18 protein-coding genes are annotated in these 18,023 nt (G+C 36.6%); 11 read left to right on the forward strand and 7 right to left on the reverse strand.

All coding sequences use genetic code 11. The annotated features are described in order from the left end of the window. Positions 1-339: 339 nt before the first annotated feature. The 3 genes from ACK3CR_RS12835 (at position 340) to ACK3CR_RS12845 (ending at position 4,692) form a co-directional block, all read left to right on the forward strand. Positions 340-3,969: a dynamin family protein gene (locus tag ACK3CR_RS12835; protein ID WP_488975526.1), complete on the forward strand. Its 3,630-nt coding sequence runs from the start codon at positions 340-342 to the stop codon at positions 3,967-3,969. Between the two features lie 30 nt (positions 3,970-3,999). Beyond that, entirely contained in the window at positions 4,000-4,260 is a 261-nt protein-coding gene (locus ACK3CR_RS12840) for a YpbS family protein (RefSeq protein ID WP_019393139.1), read from the forward strand. A gap of 108 nt (positions 4,261-4,368) precedes the next feature. Beyond that, positions 4,369-4,692, forward strand: coding sequence for a hypothetical protein (locus ACK3CR_RS12845; RefSeq protein WP_243513513.1), 324 nt, complete (start codon positions 4,369-4,371; stop codon positions 4,690-4,692). 31 nt (positions 4,693-4,723) lie between these two features. On the opposite strand, the gene ACK3CR_RS12850 is transcribed toward ACK3CR_RS12845, so the two are convergent. Beyond that, positions 4,724-5,110, reverse strand: a complete 387-nt coding sequence (locus tag ACK3CR_RS12850; RefSeq protein ID WP_243513512.1) for a reverse transcriptase-like protein — start codon at positions 5,108-5,110, stop codon at positions 4,724-4,726. A gap of 227 nt (positions 5,111-5,337) precedes the next feature. Here ACK3CR_RS12850 and ACK3CR_RS12855 point away from each other — a divergent pair, with 227 nt between their 5' ends. Together ACK3CR_RS12855 and ACK3CR_RS12860 are read left to right on the forward strand one after the other, a co-directional pair. Further along, entirely contained in the window at positions 5,338-5,991 is a 654-nt protein-coding gene (locus ACK3CR_RS12855; protein ID WP_243513511.1) for a reverse transcriptase-like protein, read from the forward strand. 16 nt (positions 5,992-6,007) lie between these two features. Next, complete coding sequence (locus tag ACK3CR_RS12860) at positions 6,008-6,208, forward strand: zinc-finger domain-containing protein (protein ID WP_019393143.1); 201 nt, start codon at positions 6,008-6,010, stop codon at positions 6,206-6,208. Positions 6,209-6,246: 38 nt separating this feature from the next. Here the strand turns inward: ACK3CR_RS12860 and ACK3CR_RS12865 are convergent, their stop codons facing one another. The 3 genes from ACK3CR_RS12865 to ACK3CR_RS12875 all read right to left on the reverse strand — a co-directional run bounded on the left by ACK3CR_RS12865 (position 6,247) and on the right by ACK3CR_RS12875 (position 7,759). Next, entirely contained in the window at positions 6,247-6,519 is a 273-nt protein-coding gene (locus ACK3CR_RS12865; RefSeq protein WP_243513510.1) for a DUF2564 family protein, read from the reverse strand. A gap of 81 nt (positions 6,520-6,600) precedes the next feature. After that, positions 6,601-7,374 carry an alpha/beta hydrolase gene (locus ACK3CR_RS12870; protein ID WP_243513509.1) on the reverse strand — a complete coding sequence of 258 codons (774 nt, stop codon included), beginning with the start codon at positions 7,372-7,374 and terminating at the stop codon, positions 6,601-6,603. A 97-nt stretch (positions 7,375-7,471) separates the two neighbouring features. After that, positions 7,472-7,759, reverse strand: coding sequence for an ABC-2 transporter permease (locus ACK3CR_RS12875; RefSeq protein WP_243513508.1), 288 nt, complete (start codon positions 7,757-7,759; stop codon positions 7,472-7,474). 301 nt (positions 7,760-8,060) lie between these two features. On the opposite strand from ACK3CR_RS12875, the gene ACK3CR_RS12880 reads away from it, so the two are divergent. Further along, on the forward strand, positions 8,061-8,204 hold the full coding sequence (locus tag ACK3CR_RS12880; protein ID WP_082023622.1) for a DUF4025 domain-containing protein: 144 nt from the start codon (positions 8,061-8,063) through the stop codon (positions 8,202-8,204). A 16-nt stretch (positions 8,205-8,220) separates the two neighbouring features. Here the strand turns inward: ACK3CR_RS12880 and pbp4b are convergent, their stop codons facing one another. Then, positions 8,221-9,360 (reverse strand): penicillin binding protein PBP4B, encoded by a 1,140-nt coding sequence (gene pbp4b, locus ACK3CR_RS12885; protein ID WP_328123474.1) that lies wholly within the window; start codon positions 9,358-9,360, stop codon positions 8,221-8,223. 178 nt (positions 9,361-9,538) lie between these two features. Here pbp4b and egtB point away from each other — a divergent pair, with 178 nt between their 5' ends. After that, positions 9,539-10,804, forward strand: coding sequence for an ergothioneine biosynthesis protein EgtB (gene egtB, locus ACK3CR_RS12890; protein ID WP_488975527.1), 1,266 nt, complete (start codon positions 9,539-9,541; stop codon positions 10,802-10,804). Further along, entirely contained in the window at positions 10,805-11,746 is a 942-nt protein-coding gene (gene egtD, locus ACK3CR_RS12895; RefSeq protein ID WP_243513505.1) for an L-histidine N(alpha)-methyltransferase, read from the forward strand. A gap of 34 nt (positions 11,747-11,780) precedes the next feature. Here egtD and katA read toward each other — a convergent pair whose 3' ends face one another. Further along, complete coding sequence (katA, locus tag ACK3CR_RS12900; RefSeq protein ID WP_328123476.1) at positions 11,781-13,241, reverse strand: catalase KatA; 1,461 nt, start codon at positions 13,239-13,241, stop codon at positions 11,781-11,783. Positions 13,242-13,479: 238 nt separating this feature from the next. Further along, entirely contained in the window at positions 13,480-14,613 is a 1,134-nt protein-coding gene (locus tag ACK3CR_RS12905) for a zinc-dependent alcohol dehydrogenase (protein WP_410915313.1), read from the reverse strand. Between the two features lie 199 nt (positions 14,614-14,812). Between ACK3CR_RS12905 and ACK3CR_RS12910 the strand changes: the two genes are divergently transcribed. From ACK3CR_RS12910 to ACK3CR_RS12920, 3 genes are all read left to right on the forward strand, one after another. Continuing rightward, a complete protein-coding gene (locus ACK3CR_RS12910; protein ID WP_243513499.1) occupies positions 14,813-15,667 on the forward strand; it encodes a manganese catalase family protein in 855 nt (284 codons plus the stop codon). 14 nt (positions 15,668-15,681) lie between these two features. After that, entirely contained in the window at positions 15,682-16,533 is an 852-nt protein-coding gene (locus ACK3CR_RS12915; RefSeq protein ID WP_488975528.1) for an MBL fold metallo-hydrolase, read from the forward strand. Between the two features lie 131 nt (positions 16,534-16,664). Beyond that, positions 16,665-17,558, forward strand: a complete 894-nt coding sequence (locus tag ACK3CR_RS12920) for an AEC family transporter (RefSeq protein WP_328123481.1) — start codon at positions 16,665-16,667, stop codon at positions 17,556-17,558. Positions 17,559-18,023: the final 465 nt, after the last annotated feature.

Here is an 18,023-nt window from a genome sequence, read left to right on the forward strand (position 1 = left end):
TAATTGAAAATGATTATCTTTAATGATACACTACTGATAAAGATTATCACTATCAATGTGAGGTGTTAACAATGTTAAGCATGATCATTGCAGGTGTTGTTGTAGCGTACGGTGCTGTAGCAACTTATATGTTAAAAGGTGTAAAGAAAGCACAGAAACAGATCCAATAAGAAAAAAGGCGAAGCAGATGCTCGTCTTTTTTTGTTTGTCCAAAAACTGTCTATTTTTCGTATAAATTTTCTGAAGAATCATTTAAAATGAAAGAAGGAAAGAGAAATAAAAGGGCGACTAGCCTACATAACGACAGTTTGATTTTACAAAAGGGGTATTGTGATAGTTATGGAAAAACAGCAGATTGAAAGATCTTTACAAAAAAAGTTAATGACAGCATACGCATTTTTTCAAGGCCGAGAAGACAAAAGAAGAGTTGAGAAAATAAAAGATTTAGGAAGAAAGTTAGAAGAAAAAACGTTTACCGTTGCATTTTGCGGTCATTTTTCAGCAGGTAAATCAACAATGATTAACAAGTTGATGAACCAAGAGCTGTTGCCTTCAAGCCCGATTCCAACAAGTGCTAATTTAGTGAAAGTAGTGAAAGGTGCAGAACATGCAACAGTGTACTATAAACACGATGCTCCTGTTCGCTATACGGCTCCATATGACTTTGAAGCAATTAAACAATTTTGTAGAGATGGAGATGCGATTAAGGAGATTCATCTTTCAACAGAGAAAAGCACGCTTCCAGATCATGTTGAACTCATGGATACGCCTGGCATTGATTCAGCAGATGATGCCCACCGTGTTGCAACAGAATCTGCTCTTCATCTTGTTGATGTGATTTTTTACGTAACTGATTATAATCACGTCCAATCTGAAGTAAACTTTGATTTCGTTAAAAAGTTACGTGAACAAGGAAAAACGGTTTATTTAATCGTTAATCAGATTGACAAACATCGGGAAGAAGAGCTTACATTTGAGCAGTTTACTCATTCTGTTAAAACATCCTTTCAAAACTGGCAGGCAGAGCCAAACGGTATGTTTTTCACATCCTTAAAAAAAGAAGAGCATGAAAGAAATGAGTTTATTCTTGTAAAGCGAACACTCCAAACCATGTTTCAAGATTACGAAGAGCTTTTAAAGAACTCTGTGCAAAATACGCTACAAGCTTTAATAGGAGAATATATAAAAGAAGTAAGTGATGAGAAAGAAGAGGCAAAAGAAGAACTGTCTCTCGCATTAGAAGAAATGGGAACAAGTGAAGCACTTCCGTTTCGTAATATGATTCAAGAAATGAATGAGGTGTTGCTTGAAAAAGAGCAAGAGCTTGCAGCATTTGAGGAAACGATTCGCAAAGAAATAAGCACGCTAGCTGAAAATGCGCAGCTTATTCCGTACGAAGTAAGAGAGAAAGGGCGAGAATATTTAGAAAGTATTCAACCTCAGTTCAAAGTAGGCTTTCTTTTCTCAAAACAAAAAACAAAGGAAGTTCAAAAGCAGCGGCTTCATAATTTTGTAGAAGCTCTTAGAGAGAAAACAACAGCAGAGCTTGTTTGGCATATTACTCCACTTCTCCATAAGCGCATGCGAGAAGAAGAGATTTTTTCAGAGGAGCTTGTAGCAAAAATTGAAGGCTACGATATCGTGATTACAGAAGATGATATAGAAAGTATTGTGAAAAGCGACGTTGGCATAACAAATGAGTATATTTTAACGTATAGCAACGATGTCTCAACATTTATTAAAACAAAGGCTAAACAAAAAGCGTATCCAATTTTGTCCCATCTAAAGCAAATGAAAGAAGAACAGTATAAGGAATGGCGAAATGGACAAGAAGAAAAAATTTCACAATATGAGAAGGCTGCAAAGCTCAAAGAGAGCGTTGGACATTTTCTAGATCGTAAAGAAGAAGATATTATCGAAGCAAGACTTATTCAACGAGGTGAACGTTTTCAAGAAGAACCTGACTGGAGCCTGTTAATTCAACATAAGGAACATCCCATTGTCAAAGAAGGGCTGCAAGCTTTTCAAATTACGAAAGAAATGATGCCTGTTGAAGAGGAGATAACAGAGAGCCAAGAAAGTTACTCTATGGAGCAAACGATTGTTCATCTTGATAAAACAGTGGAAGCATTAGAGCCTTTTCCGCCGCTTGAGAAATTTATTCTTCCATTGAAAAAGAAGATGGAAGCACTTGGTCAACATTCGTTTACAATTGCTCTTTTTGGAGCGTTTAGTGCAGGTAAATCATCTTTTGCAAATGCTTTAATTGGTCAAAAGCTGCTTCCTGTGTCACCAAATCCAACAACAGCGACAATTAATAAAATTTTGCCGCCAACAAAAGAATACAAACATGAGACAGTAAGAGTCCACGTGAAAAGTGAAAAAGAGATGTTTAGCGATATTTCCGCTTCCCTTCATATGTTTGGAATCACCCCGTCTTCTTTAGATGAAGCATTAGATGAGATTAAAGAGTTAAAAATAACGGAGAAGCTAGAAGGAAAAGAGCGTCTTCATTATTCGTTTTTACAGGCAGTTGGTCGCGGCTATGAAGAGATGAAAAACCACTTTGATACCGTTTTAACCGTTTCAATTGAAGAGTTTCCAGGCTATGTTGCAAATGAACAAAAATCTTGTTTTGTGGATGAAATTGAGCTTTATTATTCATGTACTTTAACAGATATGGGGATAACGCTTGTTGATACACCTGGAGCAGATTCGATCAATGCCCGCCACACAGGCGTTGCTTTCCAATATGTAAAAGACGCTGATGCGCTTCTTTTCGTTACTTACTATAATCATGCATTTTCTCGGGCTGATCGGGAATTTCTTATTCAGCTTGGTCGTGTTAAAGACATTTTTACGCTTGATAAAATGTTCTTTGTTATTAATGCGGCAGATTTAGCTCACGATGAGAATGAACTGCTTGATGTAAAGCGCTATGTTTATGAACAATTGCTTCAGTATGGAATTCGGAAGCCGCGTCTTTACCCACTTTCAAGTCATCGTGCATTAGAAAGCGGAGTAGAGGATGAGCAGTTTAATCAGTTTTGGACTTCTTTCTCTCACTTTATTAAAGAAGACTTAACAACAATGGTAACAGAATCAGCTTATGAAATTGTAGAGAGAGCGTACAAAGCGCTTCTTGATTTAAAAGAGCTTAGTCGGAAATCTAAGGAAGAAAAAAGAGAGCGACTTGCTCACATTGAAAAAGTAAAGCAAGCCCTTCATTTAACAGTTCAACAACTTAAGTTTGAAAGCGAGCAAAAGCGAATTCGTCAAGAAACAGAAGAGCTTGTTCACTATGTAAAACAGAGAGTGATGATGAGATACTATGACTTTTTTAAAGAGTCGTTTAATCCTTCTGTTTTAAAAGGAACAAAAAAGCAAGAACAAGAGAAGCTTCGAGGCTGTTTAAACGAGCTTCTTGAATTTCTTCAATTTGACTTTGTACAAGAGATTCAAGCAACAACACTAAGACTTGAAGCTTTTTCAAGTAAGCTTATTTACGGGGCACATGAAGTTGTACTTCAGCGAATGAAGGAAATTCATGATTCATTTGCGCCTGCTCCAATCCCTATTCCAAAAGCGAAGGAAGTTACGATTTATAAACCTTTCGAGCAGCAACAAGATAGCTATGAAAAAGCATTATCTCTTTATCGAAATGCTCGCACGTTTTTTGAAGGAGACGAAAAGAAAAAAATGGTTGATGAATTGAAAAAACCGCTCTTAGAGGAAATGGATGAAGCAGGGATAAAGCAGGCAGATCTCTTTAATATCTACTATGCACAGTGGATTAAAGATACGCTATATTATTATCAGCACGAGATGAATACAAACATTGAGCAGCATATTTACAGACTTCAAAAAAGCTTAACAACACCTGTTGATATAAGAGAAATTGAAAAGTCTGAAAAAGAACTAAGTGCGATTTTAACTCAAAGTCGCTATAATAAAGAAGACAAACAGTAAACAGCTAGAAGCATGTAGGAGGAATTAAGATTGAGCGTACACAAAGCCATTACAAAACACTCACAGTCACAGCATGAAAAGGTTAAAAAATTTGCTGAATTAGAAAGCATGAGAGAATTTGAAATTGATCAAGCCGTAAGCAAATGCAGAAATGGTGAAACATTTTCAGTTGATGCGATTAACGCAGTAACGAAAAGAATTAACGAGCTTGCGAAGAAAGGGATTGTGCCAACTCGTAAGTTAGTGACGAAAGAAATGGTAAAGGAATATGTTGAACGTCTAGAAAAGTAAAGCGAAAACTTGGCTGTTTTTTCACCATTTGCTATCTATAAAAAAGCGAGCAGTTCTCCATAATAAAGATGTGCACAACATTTGCACAACGATAAGGGGGAGATAGCAATGGGTCGTACGAAAAATGCTAATCGAAATGCTCAAATTAACAACAACAAAAAGGCACAAAAGGAAGAGTTTGCTTCTGAAATGCCGAGTATGCAACAAAAGAGCAAGAGCAGTATGAACAGCCGCTATGCAGAAGAATTCGCTTCTCAATATAACCCAAGTCCTGAGTATAAAGCGCGTCTTGATAAAGACAAAGCGCAAAAATATGCCGAAGAATACTCAACTGAAAAAACGCCAAAGGGTGGAAGCAAGAAACATCGATTTGCTTCTTACGCAGAAGTGGAAGCTGAGAAAATGAACGAAGGCATTCAAAAGGATAAATAACAAAAAGCACCGCAAAAATGCGGTGCTTTTATTATGAACGAACAATCGCCTGCCGAGCAAGCACATCGGCCGTTTTGTTTTGTTTTTCAGGAATCCATTTAATGAAAAAAAGATCAAGCTGATCAATTAACTGAACAGCTTCTTCTAAGAGAGGGGCATAGAGCTTATTCTTCACATATCTTGTATCAACTGCTTTTTCAACAAGCAGGGAATCTGTTTTACATGAGACTGTCTTAAATCCTTTATCAATACAAACTTCAAGTGCTTTAATAAGAGCATGATACTCAGCTTCATGGTTTGTCATATGAGGAAGAGGGAAAGAAAAACGATGAACATCGTCTTGTGTTTTAATAAAAACGCCTGCACCAGACGGTCCTGGATTACCTGCGCTTGCACCATCAATAAATACTTCAATCATAAAGTATCCCTCCTTTTGTTCACAAAAATTATAGCATATAACTTTACAGAACGTATAAGGAAGAAAGCAGGAAAATATATTTTTCTTAAGAATAAGAAGAGAAGCGGTTGCAAAAATTATGAATAAATCAGAAAGTAGATTTGAATTGATTAAACAAAAAACAAGTGGTACGATAGTCGTTGTACTTTAACGAACTGTCAAAAAAGAAGTTAGTAGGAGGAGAGAAGATGGACTTTCAATTACGATGGACGTATAAAAGTCATGGAAGAAGTCTTGATTTTCAATCTGCATTTACAAATGGTAAAGAGGCTCTCCTCATAGCGGAAGATCTTCTGAAAACAGGGCGATTAAAAGAGATTACATTTGTAGATGAAATGGATCAATCATGGACATTAAAAGAGATGAAGAAGCTTTTACAAGAAGTGAAAGAACAGCCTCACTATGTGAAAGCTTATTTTGATGGTGGATTTGACCTTTTAACTAAAAAGGCTGGCGTTGGAGCTGTTATCTATTATAGACAAAATGGAAAAAACTATCGTTTGCGTTCAAGCGCTTCTTTTGATGAACTTGAGTCAAATAATGAAGCTGAATATGCAGCTTTTTACTATGTGGTAAAACAGTTAGAGGAGCTTGGTGTACACCATCTTCCGGTTACGTTTTTAGGAGACTCAAAAGTTGTATTAAAGCAGCTTGCTGGAGAATGGCCATGCTATGAAGAAAGTTTTAATCGATGGCTCGACAGAATTGAAAAAGAACTAAAAGAATTGCATATTAAACCAACATATACACATATTGCTCGAAAAGAAAATGAAGAAGCTGATACCCTTGCTGCTCAAGCGCTGCATGGAAAAGAGGTATCAAGTACGTATGAAATCGAGTAAACAGGAGATGAAAAAATTGAATCGTAAGGAGATATTGGAAGAGCTTACTCATCTTTCAGATTATTATTGTGAAGGGTGTTTAATCAAAAAAACGCTAAATAAAGAAAAAGGGAAAAAGCACGCTCAAACATTTTGTATTAAGCAGTGTACAGTAGGAGAGAAGCTTCAGAAGTACGGTGAGTTACTTATGACAGAGCCTGCTCGAAATAAACAATAAAAAGCTGACAGACATCATTGTTCTGTCAGCTTTTTTGATTATATCTTGGCTGCATTTAGCTGTTGTTCACACTTTTGAAGCGTTTCTTCACAGCGTTGTAAAAAAGCTTCATCAACCCCTGTTGCGCTGTTTCTGGCACTTTCAAGCTGCGCTTTGGCAGATGACAGAGCTTCTGTTGCTTCTCTTAAACGTTCAGGGTCCATATTTCTCGTTGCCGCCCCAATAATGTTTTTTGTTGCTTCTACAGCTGCATTTGTTGCTCCAAGCTCATTATACCCTGTTGTTACGTTATCATTTGAAAAGCGTTCCACTATAACCGCCTCCACTTTTATATTTTTAGTTGTTCACCTTATAGATTGATTCGTTCGGACTAAAAATATGCAGAAGCTCTTTTATTCCTGAAGGTCGTGTTTATAAATGAAGCCCGTTATTAGAAGATTAACTTGACGCCAGTTTAGTGTTGGAAGTTCATGAAAAGCATCGTGAATAAAAAATACGTCCGAAGTGAGCTCATCGTAATAATGGTGATAATGACTCGTAATGTCATAGCGTGCCCCATACATAGCAAGAATAGGCCATGAGAATCGATGGAGATCATGAACAATATTGAAGCGATATGATTCAACATAAAATTGGTGCCAAACAGAAGGATTTGCTTTTTTCATATGCTGCAGAAGCTCATTTTTAAATGCTCTATCTCTAGTGTGTGCAAGTGAAATCACGTTGCTAACAAAAGAAGGAGACTTTTTTATAAAGTGAAGACCTAAGAGATGTTCCCATTGAAGAGGTCTTGTATTTACAACTGGGAAGCCTCCTGTTAGAATCAGTCCTTTTACACGTTCAGGGTAAAGAAGGCAAAATTGCTGAGCAACTGTTCCACCACATGAGTAGCTACAAAGAATTACTTTTTCAATGCCTAATACATCTAATAGTTCAACTAGCTCTTCAGCATACGTACTTAACAATCCGTATTTTGTATAGCTCGGATTTTCGCTGTCTCCGCATCCTGATAAGTCAGGCATAATAACGCGAAACTGCTTTGCAAGCTCCTTTTGATAATAAAACACTTTGCGCCCCATACCAGCAGGATGAAGAAAAATAATAGGGACGCCTTTTCCTTCATCCTCAATGAATAATTTTGTATCTTTCACATGATAATAAGGCATTGTAAACTCCTCTATTGAAATGATTTCACTTTTTAATGAATATCATTAGTTTGAGCAAGTTCTTCCTCCTTATACAAAGGAGTATTGTTGTTTAGAGTTATGGAAGAGCTGCTTTCGATTTTTCTACAGTATCAGCTTTTTTTATGCGAGAAAAGCTGAGGCGAAGAACAGCAAGAATGAGAACAGAAAAAAGAATGATCACAAGCGCCAATACTTCAGAAAAAATGTTGCTTCCACCAAAAGCAATGGTGAAAAGATCTTCAGCAACATATGTGGCAGGGAGAACGGCACTTATTTTCTCATAAAATAATGAAAGCATTTCGCGAGATACTATAACGCCTGCACTAACCAGTTGGAGAGACAGTAAAATAATATTAAAAATCATTCCTCCTGGTCCAAATAAAACAATGAAAAGCTGTGTAAGAGATACGAAAGTAAGAAAGGTTAAAAATAAAAAAAATCATGTATAAAAAAGTGAAATATGCGAAGTTATACTGTAACAGGACATAATCAAGACCGCCATTGTCGCAATGAATACAGAAAGAGTGACATTAATCATCTGATATGCTCTAAAGAGAGACCATTTTGAAAATTGGTTTTTCAGAGGGGATATTAACCACTTTCTTACATAATTTCTTCAAAATAAGAGAAAATAGAAAGCGGAAGTAAAAAAAGGAGGGAAAGTCATGAAAGAAAAGCAGAAACAAAATAATGAGAAATTAACATCTGAGCTTGATGTAACACATGAACAAGTAAGCGATTCGTATATGGAAGGCGCTGTAAGCGAAGATACGTTTAATAGTGACGAAAGAAACGACCGAAAAGCCTAGAATATTCTAGGCTTTTTTAGAGGAGATTTTTATATAGTTCTGTTACAAGAGGTCCATATTGTCCTGTCTTAAATTCATCACCTTCAAAAAGATTTAAAGATTTTAAAGGATCTTTTAGAGGAGAATGCTTCTTATTTGTAAGAAGGACAACTGTCAGTTCATGTGCTGGATCAATGATTGTTAGCGTGCCGGTCCACCCTGTATGACCAAATGCAGAGGAACTTGCATGCTCTCCAAACATATACTTCATATCTCCGTTGTTTAAACGCCATCCAAGACCATAAGAAGGATTTCGCTGTGAAGGGGTAACAAACGTTTTTGCAGTACTTTCACTAAATAACTGCTTTGTTCCATATGAACCATTGTGATGCATAATTTCTACCAAAACGGAAAGCTCATCAACAGTTGAAAAAAGACCCGCATGCCCTGAAACACCATCCATAGAGTAAAAGGCTTTTTCATCATGAACTTCACCTTGAAGCGTGTGTGTTCGAACATTTGGAAAATGAATAAATCCATCTCGTGTGTTACCCATTCGCTCTGTTGCTGCACAGTCAGAGCGAACATATCCCTTTCTTAGCGGGTTAAATAATGTTCGAGTTAATCCTAGCTTTTGAAATATCTCTTTTTCTACAAATAGATCAAGCTTTTGAGAAGTTAATTTTTCAACAAGAGCACCAAGCATCATATAATCTAAATCACTGTAGAGATGTTGAGTATGTGGTTTATAAGAAAGCGGCGTTTTAAGAATATGCTCAATCGTTGTTAAACGATCTCGTGAATATAGATCTCTAGCTTTTTCACGATTATAGTATGGAAAATCAGCTGGAAATCCTGCGGTATGTTGCAAAAGATCGATAATACGTACGTTTTCTTTGAAAGAAGGAAAGTAGAAAGAGAGAGGAGAGAGCAGGTTTAGTTCTTCTTCTGTAACGAGTTTTTGTAATGCGAAGTTTGTAGCATACATTTTCGTGTTTGAAGCAAGATCAAATAATGTCTGTTTTTTAAGCTTTCGAGGATGCGAAAGAAGCTGCTTTTTCTCATATTTCTGTTGATATCCGCACGTTTCACGGTAAACTTCTTTTCCTTTTTTCTTTACAAGCAAAGAACCACCAGGAAATCCTTTCTCCACATCTTTTTTAATCAAATTCTCCATTTTTTCACATCCTTTTTATTCCTTTTTCTAGTCTATCATAGTACTAAAAAAAGTGAACTTTTCATAGATTATGATTATGTGTTATAAAGTGTTTTAATTTTCAAAAAAAGGTTATTAAGATTAAGAGTTAGAAGTTTGTTCAAAAATCGTAAAACATGTTTTGATAGGGAGGAATAAGATGAAAAATGAAACAGTAGTAAAAGAACATCTTTCAGAAAAATATAAAGAGGTGCGAGCATGCACAGAAAAAATTGTAGCTCCGCTTCAAACAGAGGATTATATTATTCAAGCAGGACCTGATGCAAGCCCTCCAAAGTGGCATCTTGCCCATACAACATGGTTTTTTGAACGATTTGTTTTAAAAGAATATAAGACTACATACGAATCACTTAACGATCAATTTGACTATCTTTTTAATTCATACTATGAAACAGTTGGAGAATTTCACCCTCGAGCGAAAAGGGGAGTGCTTGCTAGACCGAGCATTGAGGAAGTAAAGCAATATCGATATTACGTTGATGCACATATGAAAGAGCTTTTTGAAGAATTAACAGAGGAAAATAGAGATAAAGTTCTTTCTATCGTTGAAATCGGCCTTCAGCATGAGCAGCAACACCAAGAACTTCTTTTAACAGATATTAAATATAACTTTTTCACCAACCCTCTGCTTCCTGCATATATTAGTCAAACTACAGAAGAAAATGGAAAAAGGAAGGAGACGTCATTTATTGAAATAGAAGGAGGACTTATTGAAGTTGGACATGGCGATTCTTCATTCTCATTTGATAATGAGCGCCCTCGCCATAAAGTATGGTTAGAGCCTTACCGAATTGCTGATGCGCCTGTTACTAATCGAGAATATATAGAATTTATCGAAGATGGAGGGTATGAACGACCAGAGTTATGGCTTTCAGACGGATGGGCTCATATCAAAAAAGAAGGATGGAAACATCCTTTATACTGGGAAAAATATGGTGATGAATGGAGTATCTTTACTCTGCACGGACAAAGCACTTTAAACTTAGATGAACCTGTTTGTCATGTGAGTTTCTATGAGGGAGACGCGTTTGCGCGCTGGAAAGGGAAAAGATTGCCAACAGAGCAAGAATGGGAACATGTTTTTCATGGAATAGAATGTGAAGGCAACTTTGTTGAAAATAACTTTTATCATCCAAATTCACAGTATAAAGGAAACGGTCCGCTTTATAAAGGATATGGAGATGTGTGGGAGTGGACACGAAGTCCATATGTACCATATCCAAAAAGCAAACCTTTAGAAGGGGCACTTGGAGAATACAATGCAAAATTTATGTGTAATCAAATGGTGCTGAAAGGCGGTTCTTGTGCAACTCCTCACAGTCATATCCGTCCAACATATAGAAACTTCTTTCAGCCAGAAAAACGCTGGCAATTTACGGGTTTCCGCTTAGCGGAGGACATATAAATGACAAGTGTAAAAGCGATGGAAAAATCATTTTATAAAGATGTTTTGACTGGATTACGCTCAGTTCCTAAAAGATTAGAACCTAAATATTTATATGATTATCGAGGTTCAGAGCTTTTTGAAGAAATTACAAAAACTCCAGAATACTATCCAACACGTACAGAAATGGGAATTTTGAAAAAAGAGCTTAATAGTATTTCGCACTATATTGGGGATGAGGCAGCATTAATTGAATTTGGAAGCGGAAGCAGTGAAAAAATCAAATTTTTATTGCATCATTTGAAAGGTATTAAAGAGTATGTGGCGATTGATATATCAGAAAGCTTTTTGCTACAGTCTGTAGAGAAATTGAAGAAAGAGCACCAACATCTTTATGTGCATACTGTTTGTGCCGACTATACAGTCCCATTCTCTCTTCCTTCTTTAAAAGTGAAAAAGAAAGTTTTATTCTTTCCAGGTTCGACAATTGGAAACTTTGATAAACAAGAAAGGAAGACTTTTTTAAATCAAATGTCTACTCTTCTAACAAAAGGAGACGGGTTTATCATTGGAGTAGATTTGAAAAAGGATGAAAAATTGCTTCATTCCGCCTATAACGATGCCAAACAGGTAACACGAGCCTTTAACTTAAATTTACTTCAGCGGATGAACCGCGAGCTTCTTGCTAATTTTATGGTGGAGAATTTCGAGCATAAAGCTTTTTACAATCATGAAGAAGGGCGAATTGAGATGCATATTGAGAGCTTGAAAGATCAGATTGTTACAATTGGTGAAGAAGAAATCTCATTTCAAAAGGGAGAGACAATTCATACAGAAAGCTCTTATAAGTTTTCAGTGCAAGAGTTTCAAAATCTTGCGAAGGAAGCGAACTTTATCCCCAAAAAAGTATGGACAGATGAAGAGAATTTATTTAGTGTTCATTATCTAGAAGTGAAGGCATAAAAAAAGACAGCCAAGTGGCTGTCTTTTTTTCTTCTTATTTTACTTCTTGAGGCACTTCTAGGCCAAGGCCTTTTGCAATGCGTGTTCCAAAATCAGGATCTGCTTTATAGAAGTGTCCGATTTGACGAATTTTAATTTCTTCTTTTTCAACAGGTGTCATTTCATTTACGATTGTTTGAACAATGCGATCTTTCTCTTCTTTACTCATTAAACGGTAAAGATCACCTGCTTGTGTATAATGATCGTTATGATCATACGCTACGCTTTCAGCAACACCTGAAACAGGGAATGAAGCCTGCTTGTTTTCAGGTGATTCTGTTGGACCATTATAGCTGTTTGGCTCATAGTAAACAGAACCTTTTCCATTGTCATCAAAGCGCATTTGACCATCGCGCTGATAGTTTTTCACATCTGCACGTGGACGGTTGATTGGCAGTGCTTGGTGGTTTGCGCCAACGCGATAGCGATGTGCATCATGATAAGCAAATAAACGTCCTTGAAGCATTTTGTCTGGTGATACGTCAATACCAGGAACAAGTGTGCCAGGAGAGAATGTTGCTTGTTCTACTTCTGCAAAATAGTTCTCTGGGTTACGATCAAGTACCATACGGCCTACTTCAATTAGTGGATAGTCTTTTTGAGACCATGTTTTGGTAACATCAAATGGATCAAAGCGATATGTGTTAGCATCTTCAAGCGGCATAATTTGAACGTAAAGTTTCCATGCTGGGAAATCTTTGTTTTCAATTGCGTTAAATAAATCTTCTGTATGGTAATCAGGATTTTCACCAGCAATTTTTGTTGCTACATCTGGATGAAGGTTTTTAACACCTTGTTCTGTTTTGAAATGATACTTAATCCAAACGCCGTCACCATCTTTATTTGTCCATTTGAATGTATGACTTCCGAAACCGTGCATATGACGGAACGTTGCTGGAATTCCTCTGTCACCCATTAAGTATGTGACTTGGTGAAGCGATTCTGGTGATAGAGACCAGAAATCCCATACAGCTGTTGGATTTTTTAAATGTGTTTGTGGATGACGCTTTTGTGTATGAATGAAATCAGGGAACTTAATAGCATCACGAATAAAGAAAATAGGCGTATTGTTTCCAACGATATCGTAGTTTCCTTCTTCTGTATAAAACTTAACAGCGAATCCGCGCGGGTCTCGTACTGTGTCAGCAGATCCATTTTCACCAGCAACAGTTGAAAAACGAATAAATAGCGGCGTACGTTTGCCAACTTCTGATAAAAAGTCTGCTTTTGTATATTTTGTTACATCATTTGTTACTTCAAAGTAGCCGTGTGCTCCTGCCCCTTTAGCATGAACAACACGCTCTGGTACACGCTCTCTATTAAAATGTGCTAGTTTTTCTAGCAAATGAACGTCTTGGATAAGCGTTGGACCTCTTGAGCCTGCTGTAATTGAGTTTTGATTGTCTCCAACAGGAGCTCCCCAACTAGTTGTAAGATTATTATTGTTATTCCCCATACTAGATTCACCTCATATTTATAATATAAATAGCTTAATATCATAATAACATCTATCAATAAAAAATCAATACTTAATTATAATTATTATAAATAAATATTTTATATAAATTATTAAAGGGTAATATTGGAAAGGAGAAGGGGTAAAATAAAAAGAGCTTACAACAAAATAAGCCCTTTTTATTTATTTTAATGCATTTTTTATCAATTTAAAAATTTTAAGTTCTCTTTTATAATAATTATGGTTTTAGCACAACTTTAATGCAATTATCTTGTTTGTTATTAAAAATATCGTAGCCGTGTGAAGCTTTTTCTAATGGAAGAGTATGCGTAATAATTTGGGTTGGATCGATTTCTTCTTTAATAATTTGCTCATACATTTTCGGCATATAGCTTCTTGCGTGTGCTTGTCCCATTTTTAATGTAACATTTCTTGAAAAGAAAGGGCCTAGTGGGAACATATTGTACAAGCCACCATATACGCCTGTTAGTTGAACAGTTCCACATTTTCTTACTGCTTTTGTGGCAATTTGAATAGGACCCATTGTTCCACCTTGTAGCTTTAGTTTTTGTTCTACATATTCAAGAGGAGATTTTTTTCCATCCATTCCAACACAGTCAATGACAACATCTGCGCCACCCTTTGTCATCTCTTTTAGTGTTTCGCCCATATCGTCATACTGAGTGAAATCAAACGTTTCTGTTTTGTTCATTTTTTTAGAATGATTGAGGCGGTAATCAAAGTAATCAACGGCAATCACGCGCTCTGCTCCTTTTTGCCAGGCGAATTTTTGAGCCATAAGCCCCACAGGTCCGCATCCTAACACAATTACAGTATCCCCTTTTTTTACGCCTGCATTTTCGACACTCCAATAGGCGGTTGGTAAAACGTCTGATAGAAATAGAAGTTTTTCATCTTCAAGCTCACAGCTTTCGGGAATAACAAAAGGCGTATAATTTCCGAAAGGAACGCGCAAATATTCGGCTTGCCCGCCAGGATAGTTGCCGAACTTTTCGGAGTAGCCAAAAAGGCCTCCCGAATCATAGTGAGGATTTGAATTATCACACTGACTTTCAAGATGATTGTCACAGTATGGACAGCTTCCACAAGCAACTGTAAAAGGAATAACAACTCTGTCCCCTTTTTTTACTTTTGTCACCTCTGGTCCAATGTCCTCTACAATCCCCATTGGTTCGTGTCCGATAACATATCCAATTGGAAGCGGGAAATTTCCTTGATAAAGGTGCAAATCAGACCCGCAAATTGCTGTTGATGTAATTTTAACAATAACATCTTGTGCATCTTGAATTTTTGGTGCTTCCACTTCTTTTACGGCAATTTCTTTTTTTCCTTGATATGTAACAGCTTTCATATATAACCTCCACACCTCTTTTATTGTCTTATTTATCGTTCTCTTAGCCCATGTAAAATATAAGCATACTTTTACATCGGACTTTTCGCTTTTAGGAAGAGAGAAAAAGTGAAGACTTCACATAAACTCGTTGTAATTCGGGCATATTGAAAAGGGGAAATTTTCAACTGCTTTTAAAAATAAAAAAGGGGTGCTTTGTTTGTACTATTACAAAGAAGGATTAATTAATGAAATTAAACCGGATAAGCCAGATCCAGCAGCAGCAAAAGTGCTGCAAGAAATTCTTGGTGGTCATTATGGCGAAATGAGAACAATGATGCAGTATTTCTTTCAAAGCTCAAATTTTCGTGGAAAAGAAACACAGTTTAGAGATTTAATGCGCGGCGTTTTTTTAGAGGAGATTGCTCACGTTGAACTTGTACAAAATACAATCAATGCCCTTCTTGATGAATCGGGTGGTGAAGGAGTTGGAGCACAAGGTGCCGATCGTGCTCCTCTTGATGAAGCAGTCAAACATGCTAACCCTCATCATTATATTATGGCAGCACAAAGCTCTCTTCCTGTTGATGCAGGTGGAAACCCTTGGAACGGATCTTGGGTATACAGCCATGGAAATTTAATATCTGATCTTCTTAATAACGTTGTATTGGAATCAACGGGGGTTTTACAGAAAACTCGTATTTATGAGATGAGCTCAAACCAAACGTTTCGTGAAACACTTGGTTTTTTAATTGTACGGGATAACGCTCATCAAAATGCATTTGCAAAAGCTCTTGAGACACTAGGCGTAAATTGGGGAAAGGTTTTTCCTATTCCGAACTACGATATTAATAAGTACCCAGAGTGTCGTAAGTTTGTTGAGATGGGTTATCATAATACACAGTTTAACTTCCGTCTTGACCCAACGAGAATTGGTGAAATTTTACAAGGTCAAGTACCAAGTCGTAACGGTGGAGAAATGACAGTTACAAATCCGCCAGAAGGATTCCCTGCACCAATGCTTCCAGAGATGCCAAATGAGCATAGCCCTGGTTTAGGCGATATGAATGCATAAGGAAATCTTCAGAAATGGAAAATGAACTGCACGGAAGTTCTTCAACAGAACGATTTATTCCTGTTACATCTGTTCAAGATAGAGAAGGAGTCGAAGTTACCCCTGATCTTTACAGTTATACAACCCAAATTGTGAACGTTTGCTTTATCGGAGGAAAAGGAGACGAGTTTGTCCTTGTTGACGCGGGAATGACGAAGTCAGCTCAAAGTATTATTTCAGAAATAGAAAATCGTTTTGGCTCCAATGCCCGTCCAAAAGCGATTCTTTTAACACATGCTCATTTTGATCATATTGGAGCCCTCCTTGAGCTTCTTCAGCATTGGGATGATGTTCCTGTTTATGCTCATAAAGCTGAGCTTCCATATCTTCAAGGGGAAAAAGACTATGAACGCCCAGATCAAACTGTTGAAGGTGGAATGGTTGTTAAAATGTCTCCAATGTTTCCAATAGAGAGCATTAACATAAGTTCCCGCGTTTCTCCTCTTCATGATGACGGGTCTATTCCAGAACTGCCTGAGTGGGAATGGATTCATACGCCAGGTCATACAGAAGGTCATGTTTCGTTTTTCAGAAAACGAGATAGAGCTCTTATTGTAGGAGATGCGTTTATTACAACAAAGCAAGAAAACTTATTTGACGTGATTACGCAAAAGCTAGAAATAAGCGGACCACCAAGATATTTAACAACAGACTGGGAAGCGGCGAAAAAGTCTGTTAAACACCTTGCGTCCCTTCATCCTGAAGTAGCCATAACAGGTCACGGCAAACCTGTAGAAGGCAAATGGTTAGCTGAACATTTAGCTTTATTAGCAAGGGACTTCGATCGAATAGCTATCCCTGACTATGGGAAGTACGTTGATGAGTAAGTATTGTAAGCACAATCTTTTGTTAAAAGATTGTGCTTTTTCTTTTGAGAAATTTCATTATAGCCCTAATGAACAACCGTATACAATGATATAATCTTTGTATACATTATTTTTAAGAAAAGAGTGGAAGAATGATTTTTTTCGAAGTAATTTTACCTGTTATTCTTATTTTCTTTAGTGGCTATATGATTCAAAAGATTTTTAAGGTTGATATTAAACCCATTTCAACCATATCCATCTATATTCTAATGCCTGCGCTTGTATTTCAAACGTTTTACACAACGCCGCTTGATAGTAATTTATTTTATATTGTGATTACATCAACGCTTATTTTTATAGCATTAGTTGTTGTGAGCATTGTAACCTCTCGCTTATGTAAACAAGATACAGAACAGGAAAGTGCTCTTATTTTAACCTCTGCTTTTGCAAACAGCGGAAATTATGGAGCACCGATTGTTCTCTTTGCTTTTGGGCAGGCTGGTATGAACTATGCTGTTCCACTTATGGTGTTTCACTCTATTTTGATGAGTGTTTTTGGCGTATATTTCGCAGCTAGAAGTCAAGGAGGAATAAAGCTTGCCGTGAGCACGGTTTTAAAACAGCCAACAAACTATGCTATTATTCCAGCTGTTTTGCTGCAAGAATTCCATATCTCCATTCCCGATAACTTTTATGCAAGCATTGAACTTGTAGGAAACTGCTGTATTCCAGTTGTGATGATTATTTTAGGAATGCAGCTTGCAGACGTAAATGCTAAAAAGCTTGAATGGGGGAATATTAGTATTGCAAGCGGCATCCGTCTTATTGCTTCTCCTATTTTAGCTTATCTCATTTGTCTCATGTTCCCAATTGATCCGCTTTTACGAAACGTAATTGTCATTATGGCTGCAATGCCGTCTGCTGCAACAACGGCAATGTATGCTATTCAATTTAATACAAAGCCACAGTTTGTTTCAAGCGGAACATTAATTACAACAGTGCTTAGTTTCGGAACGCTGACCATTTTACTTAGTATTTTGCATTAAAAAAGAGATAGGTTTTATGTAGAGTATGAGCTAAGTAAAGTGGGGTAGCTGAATATATAGGTATAAATCTATTTTGTATTTATTGTAACTTCTTATTTATAAAGGTAAGTAACAAAGGCATACTAATGAGGGTCTCCCCTTAGTATGCCTTTGTTTTTTTATGACCAATTTCCCAAATAAAGCAATACTTAGAGAGAGTAGAGAAGGATTTATAAGGTTTATAAAATATCTTCTAGACAGCCAGTTTAAACATTATGAAAGATAAAAATATATACATATAAAAATAATAACATTGACATTTATACGTATGAATAATATATTTGTTCTTAAGAAAGCGTTTGCAAATTACAGAAAGGAGTTCGTAAGCTACCTTTAGTCGTATGTAACCTTATCTGCTAAAGAATTGAGTGTCTTAAACATTTATTAGTCTGAATATTATGTCTTTTTTTATTTAATATTTGAATG

Source organism: Priestia sp. TRM10, assembly GCF_057808375.1.